Raw genomic sequence first — 17,994 nt, forward strand, 5'->3', positions numbered from 1 at the left:
ACCTAACCATACAATAACCTATGAAAAAAAGTTTACCATTGGCAGCAATGATAGCCTGTTTCTGTAGTTTGAAGGCAGCAGCGCAATCGCCCAATTTGCCCACCAAGGCTACATTAAGCCAGACCATCCTTTCTTCCAGCACATTTACCAATGCCAGTCAGACAGACACGGTGGTAAAAAACCGCCTGGTTCCTGGTGAATATACGCTCGAAGTTATCGGAAAAGTTAATTCGGCTACCGGGCGCGGATTGGATATTGACGCCCGCAATTCAAAAGGCATGGGCGTCCGCCTGTCGCTGGATATGTCCAGCTTAAAATCAACGTCATCACTAAGTGCTGTTACCGCCCTCTCAGCATCCCAGGCCGGAACAGATCAAACCATCCGTATCGCGGTAAAAAAAGACTCTGCGCATATTTACCATAATGGAGCGTACATCAAGTCGCAGCCGCTTTCCACCATTAATGATATGGTTGGCGGAGTGGAAAGTCCGGGGAGCCAAAGTGCAGTAGCGGGCCCTAACGTTATGCCGGGCTGGGCGGGCACCACCGGAAACTATGCAGGCAAACCAAGCGATTATGGCTGGGCCCTTACCGGAACAACGTCAACCTCGGTGTTCAGCGTCGCTAATTCAACAGCCGGTTCCCGTTATGCGGATGCGAATGCCACATCTAATACCCACACTTACGACGGCACAACTTATAATGGGCGGGTACTTTATATGAGATGGGACGCTCCCGATCTCACTAATGCTGTTTATAGCTATCCGGTAACACTGGAGGCAAATACCACTTATAATTTCTCTATGCTCCATGCCTATGTTTCAAATGCTACAGGGGCAAAAACAATAACGGCAGGTATTGGTAAAACCACAGCGCTTACCGACAGGTATGCTTCTTATGTATTCAACACCAACGGCACCAAGGATTTGAAGCGTGAAGATTTTACTTTTACTTCTCAGGAGGCGGGTACTTATTACCTTACATTTACCGGGCCATGGGGTTTATTCTCCATTGCCGAACTGTCAATAAATAAAAATACTGCATCCTCGCTCATCCCAAACTGGGCGGGCATTGCACCAAATAATGCGGGTTCACCAGGCAACTATAGCTGGGCATATACCGGAACAACCGTAACAACTTTGTTTAACACGGCGAATGGGGGCTCGGGCGTACGTTACATAGATGTAAATGCATCTTCGGGTGCTAATGTACACACCTATAACGGCAACACCTATACGGGGCGCGTATTGTACATCAGATGGGATGGAAGCACTACTTCGGGTACCGTTTACAGTTATCCTGTGATGCTGGAAGCCAATACCACCTATAATTTCTCCATGCTTCATGCTTATCTTTCCAATGCTACCGGCGGGAAAACAATGACGGTAGGTATTGGCAAGACTACCGCTTTGACCGGGAGATATGCGTCTCATGTATTTTCTACCAGCGGCACAAGGGTATTGAACCGGGAGGCGTTTGGTTTTACATCTCAGGAAGCAGGACTTTACTACCTTACTTTTACAGGAGACTGGGCACTTTTTTCGATTGCCGAATTACAGCTGACTAAGATAGATATTGCGCCGCGTTTTATTTTCGGGAAAAATTACCCCAACGGCGCGGTTGATATGTCTGTCACTTCTGTTACTTATGACGATGGTGCCTATGCACCTGCAGGGATAGTTTCGGGGCCGAAACAAGATGTTATCGTAACCGGAACCACGGCAAGTTATCTGCCAGCTTTCAATACTAACTTTATTGTGCCCGGAAAAACAGATATGCATCTCACCGGAGAGGCTTCCCCCCTCGTCAACTCCTCAGTGCAGTTGAATTCGGACGATTCGTGGCTCTTTTTTGATAATATCAAACCATCCATTGTGATTGCCAACTGGCTCGGTTTCGTCAGCATCAACGGTGTCTCCGCCCTCAATAATCCCAGCGTCAGGGTATCTATCTATAAAAACGGCACAGTGGTGATCCCTAACGGTAACATCACCTCTACCCAGGCGTTGCAGGTGTATACAGGCACCAACCTGAGCGGCGCAACAACGTCATATCAGATCACTGCCTATCATGATAGTTTGAAAACATTCGATAACGCGATCAGGTCTTTCAAACTCAAGCGTGGCTATATGGCAACCTTCGCCACTAATCGGGATGGCTCGGGATATAGCCGGGTATTTATTGCTGATGATGCAGATCTGATAATCAATACCATGCCGCAGGGCCTCGATGCTACAGCCTCATTTATCCGCGTATTCAAGTGGGATTGGGTTAGCAAAAAAGGGAAAGCGGGATGGTCGCCGGCCAAGGTTGGGGCCACATGGTATTATGATTGGAACATTGGAGGATCAGAAAGTACAGATTATAATTATTCAATTATAAGGCAAAACGGAGGATGGCCGTCCTGGACTGATATTCAGAACAAACAAAATGTTAACCATGTACTCGGGTTTAATGAACCCGATCAAACCAATCAGTCAAACCTAACGGTGGATCAGGCCGTACAGCAATGGCCCGAGATCATGAAATCCGGCTTACGTGTTGGTTCACCTGCCCCGGCCAATCCCGAAAGCAGCTGGATTACCAACTTTTTGGCGAAAACCGATTCCATGAATCTTCGTGTTGATTTTGTTGCGATACACTGCTATTGGGGAGGGCAAACTCCCCAGCAATGGTATTCACGGTTAAAAAATATTTACAACAGGGTAAAAAGGCCTCTCTGGATCACAGAATGGAATAACGGGGCAAACTGGACAGGAGAGAGCTGGCCTGCCGATGTTGCACAGGCGCAGCAGAAGCAGTTGAGCGATATAAAAGGTATTTTAACTGTTTTGGACACCGCATCGTTTGTGGAACGGTATGCTGAATACGACTGGGTTGAGGATAAAAGAGCCCTGGTATTGGCCGACACGCTTACACCCGCAGGTAAATATTATTATGCCAATAAATCTGCACTGGCTTACAATGCAAGTACTGCGGCCGTTCATAACTGGCAACTGGCAGCTCCTATAATTTACAGTTCTATTAATTCGGATAACTTTTACAGGCTTACGCTCAAGTGGTTAGACCTGAATGGCGAATTAGGTTCCAAATATATATTGGAGCGAATGATTGTTGGTGTAGATACCAATTTTACAACAGTCCGTGAATTTACAAGTTACCCCTTTGGGAGTAAACTGGCGTATGTAGACAGTGTTTATGCTAAGGTACGTTACCGCATCAAAGCTTTTAATTTGGCAGGGACACAAACGGTTTACTCTCCGGTTTTGGCTTTAACGAGAGAAGCAACTGCTGCTCCCCCAAGCGCGTTGAGCGGAACGGTAGTGTCCGCCAGGATAGTCAATCTCAACTGGACAGCAAGTGCAGGTGCCCGGGCGTACAGTCTGAAACGTTCAGCAAGCGCCGACGGCCCTTTTACAACGGTTTATGCAAATACCACTAATCTAACCTACCGGGATACAACCCTTTCTCCGGGTACTACTTATTACTATGTGGTCAACGCAGTAAATTCAGCCGGAGAGAGTGCTAATTCAACCGTATTGCAATTGAAAACGAACGACTTGATCACCCCAACCGCAGTGATTAATCCGCACATTGCTTCGGGCGACAAAAAGATTACGCTCACCTGGGATCTGCTATACGATGCCAGCTACGAAATCAGCCGTTCAGCAGCGCCTGGTGGCCCATATACTGTTATTGCAAGCAATGTTACCGCGCTAAGATATGAGGACACCAACACCAGCAACGGAACAACCTATTATTATAAAATAGTGGCTTTTAACGGCGCTGGCCGTAGCCCCGAAACAGTGGTACTTTCGGGAACACCTGTATTGAGCCATCACCTGCACATTGGCTTCAATGAAAATGCGGGTACCTTTACCGCAGACGATTGGGGCGGCTATAACGGAACCGTTGTAAACGCCGCTACCTGGACCGCGGGAAAAGACGGGCCGGACGGAGCATTAAACCTGGCAAGTGCAACAAGTTCATACCTACAACTAACTAAGGGCGTGGTGAGTACGTTGACTGATTTCACAATTGCGGCCTGGGTTAAACTCCCGGCAACGCTGGCAACCAATACACGTCTTTTTGATTTCGGGACCGGGACATCCAACTTCATGATCTTGATCCCCAAGTCGGGAACTAATGTGAGGTACAAGATTACATGCGCCACCGGAACCAATGACAGATCGATGCCTTACGTATTGCCACTTGACCAATGGGTACACATTGCGATTACTCAACAAGGAACAACTTTTAAATTTTACGTTAATGGGGTGCAGCAGTATACCGACAACAATGCCACAATAAAGCCGGCCGATCTGGGGCTAACCACTAATAATTATTTGGGTAAATCACAGTATTCAACCGATCCCTACAGCGGCCATACCTATGATGACTTCCGGATCTATAACCGGGGCTTGAGCAATACCGAGATCGCCGCCCTGCTTTATAACGATCAAACAATTACTTTCGCCGCTATCGTGCCTCAACAGTTGGGAGATGCAGATCTTGACCCGATGGCGACTGCTTCTTCGGGGCTTCCGGTAAACTATAGCAGTTCGGATACTACCGTGGCAACAATAGTTAATAACAAAGTGCACATGGTATCGGGCGGTACAACTATCATTTCGGCTACGCAACCGGGCAACAATTTATTTAACGCCGCTCCCGTGATACAACAAGTGTTAACGGTAAACAAGCTCAGCCAGGCCATCACCTTTAATTCATTTCCGGTGAAAAATGCGAATGACATTAATTTTGCCACCGGGGCATCGGCGAGCTCCTCGTTGCCGTTAACATATACGAGCTCAGATTCTACTGTAGCCGTTGTTGTTAATGATACGGTTCGTATCACAGGCGCGGGTACCGCGGCAATTACGGCTTTACAAAATGGAGATGCAAGGTATTTACCGGCCGCCCCGGTAACACAAAACCTGATTGTTAACAAACTAACTCAAGTGCTTACGTTTAATCCGTTGCCAGCTAAAAGACTGGGAGATGCGGATGTTTTAATGACGGCGACCATAAATACAGGTTTGCCCTTAACTTATACCAGCAGCAATAGTAATGTTGCCGTGTTTACCAATGGCCAGCTTCATGTCACAGGCGTGGGTAATACCACAATAACGGTTAGTCAGGCTGGCAATGGCACTTATGAGCCTGCAACCGCAACCCAGATTTTTACGGTGATGCCGGTTAATCTTCAAGTTCAATATATTGACGGTGATAACAAACAAGCGGGCAACAACGTGATCCGCCCATATATCAGGATTGTTAATCAGGATTCTGTTGCGGTAGCTTATAACGAACTCACCATGAGGTATTGGTTTACTGCTGAAAATTATTCGGGCATCAATACCTGGGTAGACTATGCCCAATTGGGTAACAGCAACGTATCGATGGCTTACATTCCGTTACCGGAGCCACGGAATGGTGCTACGGGCTACATCGAATACCGCATTTTATCTGCGGGAAGCCTGGCTGCCAATAGCAATACCGGGCCAATACAGTCCAGACTGGCTAATCAGGATTGGTCTAACCTGAACGAGGCGGATGATTACTCTTACCAAAACAATACGGGCAACTACACCGCTAACCCGCATATTACACTTTACAGGAACGGTGCTCTGATTTGGGGCACAGAGCCTACCACGGCTACCCCGGTTACCGCACTGAGCGTTTCTTATCAGAATCAGAATCAAACTTCAGGCGGAAATACGATCAGTACTTATCTTTCAATCAATAATACCGGCAATGTTACGGTTGACTATGGCGATGTTACGGTTAGATACTGGTTTATGGAAGACGGTTCGCAAAGTATGAACTACTGGATAGATTATGCCGTTAAGGGCACTAACAACATCAGCGGAAAAATAGTAACTTTAAATACGCCTTTAACAGGTGCAGACCACTATTTTGAAACAGCGGTTAAGGCCACAGCTGGCAAGCTCTACCCGTTGAGTAATTCGGGAAATATCCAATACCGTATCGCCAAGGCCGACTGGTCGGGCTTTAACGAAGCGAATGATTATTCTTATGCTGCTAAAGATGTGATGAAGGAAAACAACCGGATCACGGCTTATTACAAGGGTGTATTGTTCTATGGTACCGAGCCCGCTGCACTATCTGTCAATTCATTGGCAACTATGGCAACAGCGCAAACGGCAAAATCAACATCGTCAACAGATACTGATAAGCCCATTTCAGACAAATTAATCATTTATCCTAACCCTGTGATTGATACCCGCTTTTCAGTAAAACTAACCAAGGAGCTTTTAAATCAGCAGATTAACATAAAAATAAGAAATACCTTCGGAAAGGTAATGCAGGCAAATACGTTTAAAGCAGATGGCGATGCGCTACAGGTATCCCTGTCGGGAAGCTATGCACCGGGAGTATACTTTGTTCAACTCAATACATTAACCCCTATAGGAGTGTGGATCGGGCATTGATCTGATGCTTTATTTTCTGCCGGGCGATTATTTAGCTAAATAGTCGCCCGGTTATTATGTTTTTTTGATTAGACTAACGCGCTGAGTATACCAAGGAATTAGATAAGTTGAATGGTTACTGCAAACAGCCTTCGCATAGTCAGAATATTGACCGTGAGATTAAAGCAACACTTGCAGATACGTTTGTCTTGAACTGACAAGATAGCAACTAAAGGAATTGCTCCGGGACAGTTTCGTGCCGGGCCCGCAGATACAGCAGATGCGTCAGTATCACCGGCGGCGTTTCGCTTTGGTCAGACATCATCAAAGCGCAGAGCAGGGCCTGTACCTGGTACTCCAACGCTGCAATATCCGTTTGAGCAATTATGTTTCGATATCGGGGGCAAATCAATGAGGGCGGTCATCAAGGCGCTGAGCCTTGGAGAGACCGATACGGATAAACTTGTGTCCCTGGTACATAAACGCACGATCAACAAGCATGGCAAAGACACCATAAAGGCCGCCTCGCTATCCGAAGTTTCCAAACTTCAATATGCCCGTAGTCTCAGACTACCGTAAACAAGAAACCCCTCAAAACTTAATCTGAAGGGTTTCTTCTGTGGTGGCTACTGTACAAATTTCGAACTATTTCCTATCTGATTTGCGTTTAATGGCCGATTTGGATTTATAATTATTAAAACAACTTTCCAAAAATTGAAACTCGCAATGTCCAACTCAGTACTACATAACGCAAATCTCTAATTAATCAATTCTTCATTTTGGTTACAACATCGTCCGTTTTAGTTACAATCCTGCTTTAGCGAAGCCACACCTTTGTAACATACTAAAGGAAACGAACATGAAAACTATTTTGATCACCGGTGCATCAACCGGATTAGGTAAAGCAACCGCTAAATTATTTCAGGCTAAAGGCTGGAAAGTGATAGCTACCATGCGCTCACCCGAAAACGAAACGGAATTAAACCAACTGTCAAACGTGTTTTTGCTGCCGCTGGATGTTACTAATGCCGATCAAGTGCGAATCACAGTAAAAAACGCATTGAAAATCGGTGATATTGATGTTGTATTTAATAACGCTGGTTTTGGTTTAGTCGGGCCAACAGAATCGCATAGCGAAGAACAAATTAGGGCGCTGTTCGATACTAACTTCTTTGGTACACTGTCGGTGATCAGGGCTTTTATCCCTTATTTCCGTGAACGTAACAAAGGCTTGTTTATCAATACTACTTCACTTTGTGGTTTGGTATCCAACCCGCAATCAGCAATCTATAATGCTTCGAAATGGGCTTTGCAGGGCTTAGCCGAAAGCCTGTCGTATGATTTAGCACAATTCAATATTGGCATCAAAAACGTAGCGCCGGGCGGCATTAAAACTGATTTCACCAAAGCGATGCAGGTAACGGAAGATAAAGCTTATGATGCTACCATGGCTAAAATGATGGAAGGTTTTCAGGATGGCACACTGATGGAATTTACCGAAGCGGAACAGATTGCTGAAGTAGTTTATACCGCTGCGACCGACAACAAAGATCAATTAACTTATCCGGCCGGTAATGACGCGGTACGTTTGTATGCCAAGCGTTTAAAAGAAGGACCGGAAGCTTACCGGAACAATCTAACAAAATACCTTAACTTGCAGAGTCCTTATGAAAGCCAGTAAACAACCCATCTTCTTTAATTCGATCTCAGAACTGCACCGGGCATTAGGTTTGCCCAGGCCTTTGCACCCACTGATCAGTCTGGTGGATTATAGTAATATTACGGTGAATACCGCCGAACTGGAAAAGGGGATGCTGTTCAACTTTTATAAGATCTCCTATAAAAAGAACTTTAGCGGTAAGATCAAATACGGGCAGAGCCATTATGATTTTGACGAGGGCGGCTTATCGTTTATCTCGCCCAACCAGGTGATCACGGCTTTGGAAGGTGAAGCGGATTACGGCGGCTATACTTTATTAATTCACCCGGATTTTATAAGGACCTACCCTTTGGGAAAAAGCATCAAGAACTATGGTTTCTTTTCTTACGCCGTAACTGAGGCCCTGTACTTGTCGGATAAAGAAAAGCAAGTGATCACTGGGCTATTTAAAAATATCGAGATTGAATTGGATTCGGCGATCGATCAGATCAGTCAGGATGTATTGGTATCGCAAGTAGAACTGTTACTGAACTACAGTAAACGCTATTATAACCGGCAGTTCATCACTCGCAAAATAGTCAGCAGCGAATTACTGGCACGCTTTGAAAGCGTACTGGCTGACTATTTTGATACGGGTAAAGCTGTCAACGGGCTTCCGGCCGTAGAGGAATTAGCCACCGCTTTAAATGTATCAGCGCATTACCTGAGCGATATGCTTCGCACACTGACGGGACAAAATACGCAACAGCACCTTCATGCTAAACTGATCGAAAAGTCTAAAGAATTGTTAAGCGCGAGCGAACTCTCCGTTGCAGAAATTGCCTATCAATTGGGTTTTGAGCATCCACAATCCTTTAACCGGCTTTTTAAAAGCAAAACCAAACAGTCACCACTTGATTTCAGGCAGTCATTAAACTAATCACCCCATGAGCAAACTTATTATCCAAAAATTCATAACAGCCGCCAACAGTTATGACACGCAAACCGTGCTTGACCTTTTTGCCACAGATGCCGTGATTGACGACGTATCTGTCGGAGAAAATTTTGAAGGCCTTGCCGGTATCAAAAAATACATCACAACGTTCTTCTTTGGCTATCATACCAAGACTGAACTACTGTCATTGGAACATACGGAGACAGGCAAGATTTTAGCGAAAGTGGATTTTACTGGAGACTTCGGCCACGAGACCGGCGGACTGGAATTTCGCTTCAACGAAGCGGGACTGATCACAATTATTAATGCTTTTTTAGATTAAAAACATGAACGATAGCAAAATCAGTGAAATGATCGAAAGATCAAAAAAAATAAGAAAACAATACCATGAACTGGAAATAACCCACCACGGCAGTGAGTGGACGGTTGAGGAAGACACCCTGGCCTTTTTAACCGACGCCGGTTTAGTCGGCCGCCTGACCATGTCGCAGCAGGGCCGCTGGCCAAAGAGCAATGCCGGGCCTGAACTGGAACACAAATTGGGCGAATGTATTTGGTGGCTAACAATCCTTGCTGATCGCATGGACTTGAACATCTCCGATGCGCTGGAAACGTTCCTGTCCAAAACGGAAAAGCTACTGGAAAAATAAGGAATGAACCCGCTTGTTCCTTAAGGAAACCAATCAGCTGCACAGTCGGATTTATTTAATGATATTCCCGAGACGCCGGGACAATCTCTAAAATTCTTAAATTTCCAAAATTCAGATTGGACGCTGAATATGATGATTGGACAATCACATAAAGTAAACCGGAATCGATCGAGTAGAGGGCGAAACTTTTATTCGTTTCGCCGCTCTCTCACACCACCGTACGTACGGTTCCGTATACGGCGGTTCCAATAGTTACTGATTTATTGTAATCTAAATACCTGTCAAGTAGGCTCACGAGTTCCAGTTTCTGAAAATAGCGCTTTGTAATGGCTTGATTCATATGACTGGCTCCTGAATTCCACCATGGCCCACGGTCATTGAAAGCTGATTCAACTGCTCTTTGTTCACTTAGACCAGCAGCGACCAACTTATTCCGCCTCGTCCATCTGTGTTTCCATTGTCGCCACAGGATAAGTCTAAGCCGCCTGCGTATCCATTCGTCCAATTGCTCAAGGATGCTTTTTGCATCTGCTACCCGGTAGTAATTTACCCATCCCCGAAGGTACGGATTGAGAAGTTCTTTGATAAATCGGCCAAGGTTCCATCCCCTGCCCTGACGGCATAGGGCTTTCACTTTCTTGTAAACCCGTTCTACGCTGCCTGGGGATATGCGTATCCCTACCCCGCCCCGCTTGCTATAGAACGAAAACCCAAGAAACTTACGGTTCCGGGGCTTGTCTACCTTGCTCTTCTCTTTATTTACCTTTAACCGCATTTTGCTTTCAAGAAAGCGCGTGAGCGATGCATAAACACGTTCCCCGGAGCGTTGTTTGGAAACATACACATTGCAGTCGTCTGCGTAGCGGACAAACTTGTGACCTCGCGTCTCCAACTCTTTATCCAACTCGTCAAGGACGATATTCGATAATAGTGGCGATAGCGGCGAGCCTTGCGGAGTCCCTTTGTCACGTGAGGATGTCAGCCCGCCTTCCATGATACCCGCCTTAAGGTAGCGATGTATCAATCTGTGTAGTTGCCATTCCCCCGGTGTGCGCTCCATTAGCCGTGACATCAGCCTTGAATGGTTTACCTCGTCAAAGAACTTTGATAAGTCGATGTCTACCACTATCTTCAAGCCTTCTTCCTGATACGTTTGGGCTTTCTTAACGGCATCTGCTGCGCTGCGTCCCGGACGAAACCCATAGCTGCCATCCGAAAACGTCTCCTCCCATATCGGGCTGAGCACTTGTTGGATTGCCTGGGTTATCAGGCGATCTACTGCCGTGGGGATGCCTAACATCCGCATGCCTCCTCCCCCTGGTTTCGGTATCTCTACCTTGCGAACTGCTTTTGGATAGTAGGTCCCTTGTTCCAGTTGCTCCTTGATGGATGACCAGTTGGATTGAAGATACGGCTTTAGTCCCTCCACTTTCATCCCGTCGACACCTGCTGATCCGTTGTTCACAACCACTCGTTTGTACGCCATGAGCATGTTCGCTGTACTTAATACCTGAGCCATCAGGTCTTTGATTGCTGGGGTTGGCTGCCCTGTTATGGGTACAGAAGTATCCGCACCATTATTACTCCGAACGCCTTCCGGGTGTTCTCCTCTTATAATGGCCTTAGGATTGTCCTTCGATTCTGCTTCTTTCTTCTGTATCATAATAGTCCTTCCCGTAACTACGGTTCAGCCCTTCTTCCGCGACTGCGGAATACTATGGCCTCTGCTGACTCCTGAATGTTCAGCCGAACGTCTCCATCCGGGTTGTCGCTTACGGGAACCACACGCCCTTTCAGCCGACTTTTCATTCAGGTCTCCCCGGGTAATGCGCATTTACCTTCACGCTTATACCTGCCGCATATACCTATATGCCTTCCGGTTAAGTATCGGGCTTTAGAGATGATGGCCTCCTTACCCGGCATATAAGCCTATTATGCGATTCCTGTTCGTCAGGCCAGCGTTTTGCCTTCGGCTTCCTTCAGATTCCACCTCGCGATAGACACCCTTGCCGCTCGGCTAATGGTTCCCCTTAACAGGCCCATAGCGGACTTTCACCGCCAAGTAAACGCGCCCTGCCGGGCGCACCATAAAAAAAGTTGTCAACTTTGTTGACAACTTGCTTAATATTGTGGTGGCTGCTGTACAAATTTCGAACTTTTTCCTACCTCGCTATCCGAAGTTTCCAAGCTTCGGATCAATATGTCCGTAGTCTCAGACTACCGTAAACAAGAAACCCCTCAAAAATTAATCTGAAGGGTTTCTTCTGTGGTGCAGACTTTAATTATAACACACCATTTCTTTTATGATTTGAAAAGACTGGCAGATTTAGACCTGAATTGAAAGTGGTTCAATTTCGAATATTACTTGGCTTCATCAATTACCAGACAGACTAATTTCACATTCTGTAATTTGTGTTATAAATCCCGTTTACTGTGCTAATCCGTCCCCATTGGCCAGACTAAATTTGCATTGTAAATAATTCATAAACAATTTAAAATTTAGAAACGGCGGCGCCCTCTTGAGTTCCGCTAAAAACAATTAAAACACGAAAAATCATGAAAAAAGTAGCATTAATTACAGGAGCAAGTTCAGGAATGGGAAAAGCAACAGCTAACATACTGCATAGCCAGGGCTATATAGTTTACGGCGCAGCCAGACGTACTGATGAAATGAATGACTTGAAAGCAAAAGGAATGGGTGTAATCGCACTCGATTTAACAGATGACGCATCAATTGTTAAAGCAGTAAGTACTATTATTGATAAAGAAGGCAAAATCGATATTTTAGTTAATAATGCTGGCTATGGTTCTTATGGTGCTGTTGAGGATGTCCCTCTTGACGAAGCCAGAAGGCAATTTGAGGTAAACGTTTTTGGTATGGCCAGATTAACGCAACTGGTATTACCAACCATGCGTGAGCAACACTCGGGCAGGATCGTGAATATCTCATCAATGGGTGGTAAAATTTATACGCCAATGGGTGCCTGGTACCACGCCACCAAACACGCCGTTGAAGGCTGGAGCGATTGTTTGCGTTTGGAGTTGAAGGAATTTGGAATAGATGTGGTAGTGGTAGAACCGGGCATCATCAAAACTCCCTGGGGTGCAATTGCTACAGAAAATTTAAGGAAAACTTCGGGCAACGGGGCTTATGCCGGTTTAGCCAATAAAATTGCAGCCAATTTTGAGAAGATGAACTCCAGCAAACAACCAACTGACGCCGATGTATTAGGGCAAACAATTGCAAAGGCGGCTACAGACAAAAAACCAAAAACCAGGTATGTAAAAGGTTATATGGCTGCACTAACCATATTCATAAGAAAATGGTTTGGCGATAGCGTGTTTGATAAAGTAATCATGAGCCAGGTTAAGTAAATAAAAGTGTCATGAAGCAATATCACACCTCCGTTACGATCAACGGTACGCTAAACGAGGTTTGGCGGGAATTGACCAACTTTAAAAGCTACCCCGCCTGGAATCCTATTGTAGGCAAATTAGAAGGAGAATTGAAGGAGGGTAAAAAGATTTCTACTTATATTGTCCCTTTAAACAACACGTTCTATCCTGTTTTGCTACGTTATCACGAGAACCGGGAACTGCTCTGGCAGGGAGTACTGGGGGCAAAATTTTTGCTGGCTGCCAAACATTATTACCGACTAAAGGCGGTTACCGCTACCCAGACCGAATTGGAGCACGGAGAATACTTTACGGGTGTTATTGCGTATTTTTTGCCGAAAGGCTTTGTTAAAAAAATGGAACTGGCATTTGAACAACACAATATCCTTTTAAAAAGCAACATTGAAAACAGTCGATAAAATGAAGCAGGACATTCAAAATATCAGGTCGATCAGCCAGCTGCACGAGATCTTTGGCTTTGCCAAACCTACCCATCCCTTGATCAGCATTATCGATGTTTCCAAATGGGAGATCCCGGAACAATTTATCGGCGTAAAATATACGTCCAATTTGTACACAATTGGTTTAAAAGACAAAAGCTGTGGTTTGCAATACGGAAGAAACACCTATGACTTTAATGAAGGCGTATTAATATTTACCTCGCCCGATCAGGTGCAATCCGTATCAAAAGCGCAGGAATTAAATGAGATACAGGGATGGATGTTGTTCTTCCATCCCGACCTCATTCGTAATACCCCATTAGGCCAATGTGTGGAAGACTACAGTTTTTTTAATTACGAAGTGCATGAAGCTCTCCATTTATCGGATGCTGAACAAAAGACCATCACCGATTGTCAGTATATGATTCAAAATGAGCTATTGGAACGGATAGACAATCATAGCCAAACCGTGATCGCATCTTCGTTAGAATTGTTATTGAATTTGTCGAGGCGTTATTACGAAAGGCAATTCAACACCCGGTCGGCACAAAGTTCTGATGTGGTCAGCCAGTTCCATGCACTACTCAACAGCTATTTTAAAAACGGGAAATTTGCGGAAACAGGGATCCCATCCATTGAATATTTTTCGGATAAGATCCATCTTTCCGGAAATTATTTAAGCGACCTGTTAAAAAAAGAAACTGGTTATACGGTAACCGATCACGTCAATAATTTCATCATTGAAAAAGCCAAAACATTATTGCTTAGCGAAGCAGATCCTGTTAGTAATATAGCTTATAGTTTAGGTTTTAACTATCCGCATTATTTCAGTCGCTTGTTTAAAAACAAAACAGGATTAACTCCGCAGGAATACAGGAAGTTGAATTAGTTTCATGTATGCACACTTTAAACCAATAAAAAAAGCCACTTAGACTATCTAAATGGCTTCTGATTTTTAGTGTGGTACCAGCTGGGATCGAACCAGCGACACAAGGATTTTCAGTCCTTTGCTCTACCATCTGAGCTATGGTACCTCCCGATTGCGGATTGCAAAGGTAGCGTGTTTTTTTATTTATGGAAACTTTTTTTGAAATTTTTTATAAACTGTCATTTATACACCTGTTAACTAACATTTTAAATTTAAAAAAACATTTTGCTTTTCAAAGGTTTTATCTAATTTAGATCATAAATACTATGCATGCATAATGATAGCACAAATTATTTTTAGCCTTATACTTGCCCTTGCTATTGCCCTGTTCAGCAAAAACGTCCGTAAAATAAGGCGTAATATCCTGCTCGGGCACGATACCAACCGGTCGGATAACCCCGCACTTCGTTGGAAAACCATGGCCAAGGTAGCCCTGGGCCAAACCAAAATGGTTAAGCGCCCCGTTGCCGCCATGCTGCACTTTTTTATTTATGTGGGTTTCGTCATCATCAACATCGAGGTGCTCGAGATCATGCTCGATGGTATCTTCGGCTCGCACCGCGTATTCTCTCGTCCACTGGGTAGCCTGTATGGTGTGCTCATCGGCTCGTTCGAGGTATTGGCCTTGCTGGTACTGATAGCGTGCGTCGCCTTTTTATGCAGGCGGAACATCCTCAAGCTGAAACGCTTTTCGGGCGTGGAGATGACGAGCTGGCCAAAGTCCGACGCCAACTACATCCTCATCGTCGAAATCTTATTAATGACGGCCTTTTTAACCATGAACGCTGCCGATCATCAATTGCAGCTTTTAGGCTTCGGCCATTATATTCACGCAGGCAGTTTCCCGGTCAGCAATTTCCTTGCGCCTATTTTACCAACCGATGCCGCCACACTCGAACTGATAGAACGCGGCTGCTGGTGGTTCCATATTATAGGCATATTGGCTTTCTTAAACTACCTGCCTTACTCCAAGCATTTTCACATCATGCTGGCCTTCCCTAATACCTATTACTCCAACCTTAACCCCAAGGGTAAGTTCACCAATATGGCATCGGTAACTACCGAGGTAAAGGCTATGCTCGATCCCTCTTTCGTTCCTGAAAACACCGGCGAGCCGGGTCGCTTCGGGGCTAAAGACGTAACCGACCTTACCTGGAAAAACCTGATGGAGGCCTATACCTGTACCGAGTGCGGCCGCTGCACCTCGGTTTGCCCGGCCAATATTACCGGCAAACTGTTGTCGCCCCGCAAAATCATGATGGACACCCGCGACCGCATTACCGAGGTAGGCAACAACATCGACAAGCACGGCAAGGATTTTAAAGACGAAAAATCGTTATTAGACACGTACATCACCCGCGAAGAGATCTGGGCCTGCACAACCTGCAATGCCTGCGCAGAAGCCTGCCCGGTAAACATCAATCCTCTTGAGATTATAACAGAACTAAGGAGATATGTGGTCATGGAAGAATCGCAGGCTCCGGCAAGTTTAAACAACATGTTCGGCAATATCGAAAACAACAGCGCCCCCTGGAAATACTCAAACGCCGACAGGCTGAACTGGGCTAAACCTGAGTGAATGTGCAGATGAGTAAATGTGCAGGTGTGCAAATGAAGAAATGATTTTAATGTGCGAATGAGTAAATGTGCGGGTGTGCAAACAAAGAAATGATTTAATGAGCAAGTTGGTGATGTCAAGCGTGCAAATAATAAATAAGGCGTCGGTGGATTAACTTCCTTGCTGGCAAATAAAAAAATTAAAAAACAAATTCGAAATCGAAACTCGATTTCTGAAATCAATTATAGCCTAAAATGGAAAACCCGATATCCGAAATACTTCAAGTACCAACTATGGCCGAGATGGTGGCTGGCGGCAAGGAGCCCGAAATTTTATTTTGGGTAGGTTGTGCCGGTAGTTTTGACGAGCGCGCTCAAAAAATAACCCGTTCCATTTGTAAAATATTGCAACATGTGGGCATGAGCTATGCCGTATTAGGCACCGAAGAAAGCTGCACCGGCGACCCTGCTAAACGGGCCGGTAACGAGTTTTTATTCCAGATGCAGGCCATGGTTAATATCGAAACCCTAAATGGGTATAACATTAAAAAAATAGTAACCGGCTGCCCCCATTGCTTCAACACCATCAAAAATGAATACCCGGGCCTTGGCGGCACGTACGAGGTAATACACCATACGCAACTCATCCAGCAGTTAATTGATGAGGGCAAACTTAAAGCCGAAGGCGGCGAAAGCTTCAAAGGCAAAAAAATCACCTATCACGACCCATGCTACCTTGGCCGCGGCAATGGTGTTTACGAAGCCCCGCGCAAGGCGCTCGAAATATTGGATACAGAGCTGGTTGAAATGAAGCGATGCCGATCTAACGGCTTATGCTGCGGTGCAGGCGGCGGCCAGATGTTTAAAGAACCCGAAAAAGGCACGCAAGATATCAATGTTGAACGCATCCAGGAAGCTATTGATACCCAGGCGCAGGTTGTTGCTGCCGCCTGCCCCTTCTGCATGACTATGCTGCGCGATGGTGTAAAGCATTTTGAAAAAGAACAGGAAATCCAGGTACTGGATATTGCCGAAATTACCGCCAGGGCAAATGGCCTCTAAATAAAGATTGTTGTTGTTTTGTTTGATTTGATAAGTGTGCCCCTCGTCTGAGTAACGGGGGGCTTTTTTGCAGATTTCTACCTCTACTACCACAGGAAACCAATTCCGTTTCAAACTTCATGGGCGTTTCCCGCCTGACGGACGGGCCACGCTTTCCGTTACAAGTCCTCATTTCGCTCCGCTCCATTCCGGGCTCCACTGCAATCGTTAACGCGAAAAACCAATCCCCGTTATTTTACAAAACACTGCTAACCAATCGCCGTTATTACAGCATGAAAAACATCGTTTTTTTGGGTGATAGTTTAACAGCGGGTTACGGATTACAAAGCACCACTACCGAATCCCTCCCGGCGCTGATCCAACAAAAAATTAATGCAGAACAACTGGATTACCGCATCATTAACGCGGGCGTAAGCGGCGATACCTCGGCAGGCGGCCTTAACCGGCTTGATTACTGGATTAGCCAGCCGGTAGATATTTTTGTGCTTGAATTAGGTATTAACGATGTGATGCGCGGTATCCCGCCACAAACCACTTTAAAAAACCTGCAAGGCATCATCACTAAGGTAAAAACCAAATATCCCCAGGTAAAAATGGCTTTAATGGGCATGGAGATCCCGGCTTTTATGCCCATTGCTTTTGCGGCTCAATTCATGGCTATTTTCCGCCAACTGGCCACCGCCAACCAAATGGCCTTTGTCCCCTTCTTTTTAGATGGAGTTGCAGGCCAGGCCCATCTAAACCTGCGCGACCGTATACACCCCACCGCCGAAGGCTACCAAATTATTGCCGCTAAGGTTTGGCCCGTATTGCGCCAACTAATGGTTTAAAAAACGGACGGTAGCAGCCCGGGCAGCGCCCTTAAAATCCCTCCTTTTTGGCCTCCTGCTGCAAACAAGCGAACTATTAAAACAATTAATAATTGATATAAGC

The 17,994-nt window shown here is 45.5% G+C and carries 12 protein-coding genes and 1 tRNA gene; 11 read left to right on the plus strand and 2 right to left on the minus strand.

The window, feature by feature from the left end; all coding sequences use genetic code 11:
- Nucleotides 1-20 precede the first annotated feature (20 nt).
- From MUCPA_RS35875 to MUCPA_RS09305, 5 genes are all read left to right on the plus strand, one after another.
- Entirely contained in the window at nt 21-6,455 is a 6,435-nt protein-coding gene (locus tag MUCPA_RS35875; RefSeq protein ID WP_008505962.1) for a cellulose binding domain-containing protein, read from the plus strand.
- 838 nt (nt 6,456-7,293) lie between these two features.
- On the plus strand, nt 7,294-8,115 hold the full coding sequence (locus MUCPA_RS09290; RefSeq protein WP_008505964.1) for an SDR family oxidoreductase: 822 nt from the start codon (nt 7,294-7,296) through the stop codon (nt 8,113-8,115).
- Nucleotides 8,102-9,013 (plus strand): helix-turn-helix domain-containing protein, encoded by a 912-nt coding sequence (locus tag MUCPA_RS09295; protein WP_008505966.1) that lies wholly within the window; start codon nt 8,102-8,104, stop codon nt 9,011-9,013. The genes MUCPA_RS09290 and MUCPA_RS09295 overlap by 14 nt, the downstream gene beginning before the upstream one ends.
- A 7-nt stretch (nt 9,014-9,020) precedes the next feature.
- Complete coding sequence (locus tag MUCPA_RS09300) at nt 9,021-9,350, plus strand: nuclear transport factor 2 family protein (RefSeq protein WP_008505969.1); 330 nt, start codon at nt 9,021-9,023, stop codon at nt 9,348-9,350.
- 4 nt (nt 9,351-9,354) lie between these two features.
- Complete coding sequence (locus tag MUCPA_RS09305; protein WP_008505970.1) at nt 9,355-9,678, plus strand: MazG-like protein; 324 nt, start codon at nt 9,355-9,357, stop codon at nt 9,676-9,678.
- 208 nt (nt 9,679-9,886) lie between these two features.
- Here the strand turns inward: MUCPA_RS09305 and ltrA are convergent, their stop codons facing one another.
- On the minus strand, nt 9,887-11,341 hold the full coding sequence (gene ltrA / locus MUCPA_RS09310; RefSeq protein WP_008505972.1) for a group II intron reverse transcriptase/maturase: 1,455 nt from the start codon (nt 11,339-11,341) through the stop codon (nt 9,887-9,889).
- Nucleotides 11,342-12,234: 893 nt separating this feature from the next.
- On the opposite strand from ltrA, the gene MUCPA_RS09315 reads away from it, so the two are divergent.
- The 3 genes from MUCPA_RS09315 to MUCPA_RS09325 are packed head-to-tail and all read left to right on the plus strand — an operon-like array spanning nt 12,235 to nt 14,403.
- Nucleotides 12,235-13,053, plus strand: coding sequence for an oxidoreductase (locus tag MUCPA_RS09315; protein ID WP_008505975.1), 819 nt, complete (start codon nt 12,235-12,237; stop codon nt 13,051-13,053).
- A gap of 11 nt (nt 13,054-13,064) precedes the next feature.
- On the plus strand, nt 13,065-13,493 hold the full coding sequence (locus tag MUCPA_RS35880) for an SRPBCC domain-containing protein (RefSeq protein WP_008505978.1): 429 nt from the start codon (nt 13,065-13,067) through the stop codon (nt 13,491-13,493).
- 1 nt (nt 13,494) lies between these two features.
- Nucleotides 13,495-14,403 carry a helix-turn-helix domain-containing protein gene (locus MUCPA_RS09325; RefSeq protein ID WP_008505980.1) on the plus strand — a complete coding sequence of 303 codons (909 nt, stop codon included), beginning with the start codon at nt 13,495-13,497 and terminating at the stop codon, nt 14,401-14,403.
- Nucleotides 14,404-14,475: 72 nt separating this feature from the next.
- Here the strand turns inward: MUCPA_RS09325 and MUCPA_RS09330 are convergent.
- A tRNA-Phe gene (locus MUCPA_RS09330) sits at nt 14,476-14,548 on the minus strand.
- A gap of 171 nt (nt 14,549-14,719) precedes the next feature.
- Between MUCPA_RS09330 and MUCPA_RS09335 the strand changes: the two genes are divergently transcribed.
- From MUCPA_RS09335 to MUCPA_RS09345, 3 genes are all read left to right on the plus strand, one after another.
- Nucleotides 14,720-16,021 (plus strand): (Fe-S)-binding protein, encoded by a 1,302-nt coding sequence (locus MUCPA_RS09335; RefSeq protein ID WP_008505981.1) that lies wholly within the window; start codon nt 14,720-14,722, stop codon nt 16,019-16,021.
- 233 nt (nt 16,022-16,254) lie between these two features.
- A complete protein-coding gene (locus tag MUCPA_RS09340) occupies nt 16,255-17,061 on the plus strand; it encodes a (Fe-S)-binding protein (protein ID WP_008505983.1) in 807 nt (268 codons plus the stop codon).
- A 272-nt stretch (nt 17,062-17,333) separates the two neighbouring features.
- Nucleotides 17,334-17,891, plus strand: a complete 558-nt coding sequence (locus MUCPA_RS09345; RefSeq protein WP_040627252.1) for an arylesterase — start codon at nt 17,334-17,336, stop codon at nt 17,889-17,891.
- The last annotated feature ends 103 nt before the right edge of the window (nt 17,892-17,994 follow it).

It is taken from the genome of Mucilaginibacter paludis DSM 18603, assembly GCF_000166195.2.
Lineage (GTDB): Bacteria > Bacteroidota > Bacteroidia > Sphingobacteriales > Sphingobacteriaceae > Mucilaginibacter > Mucilaginibacter paludis.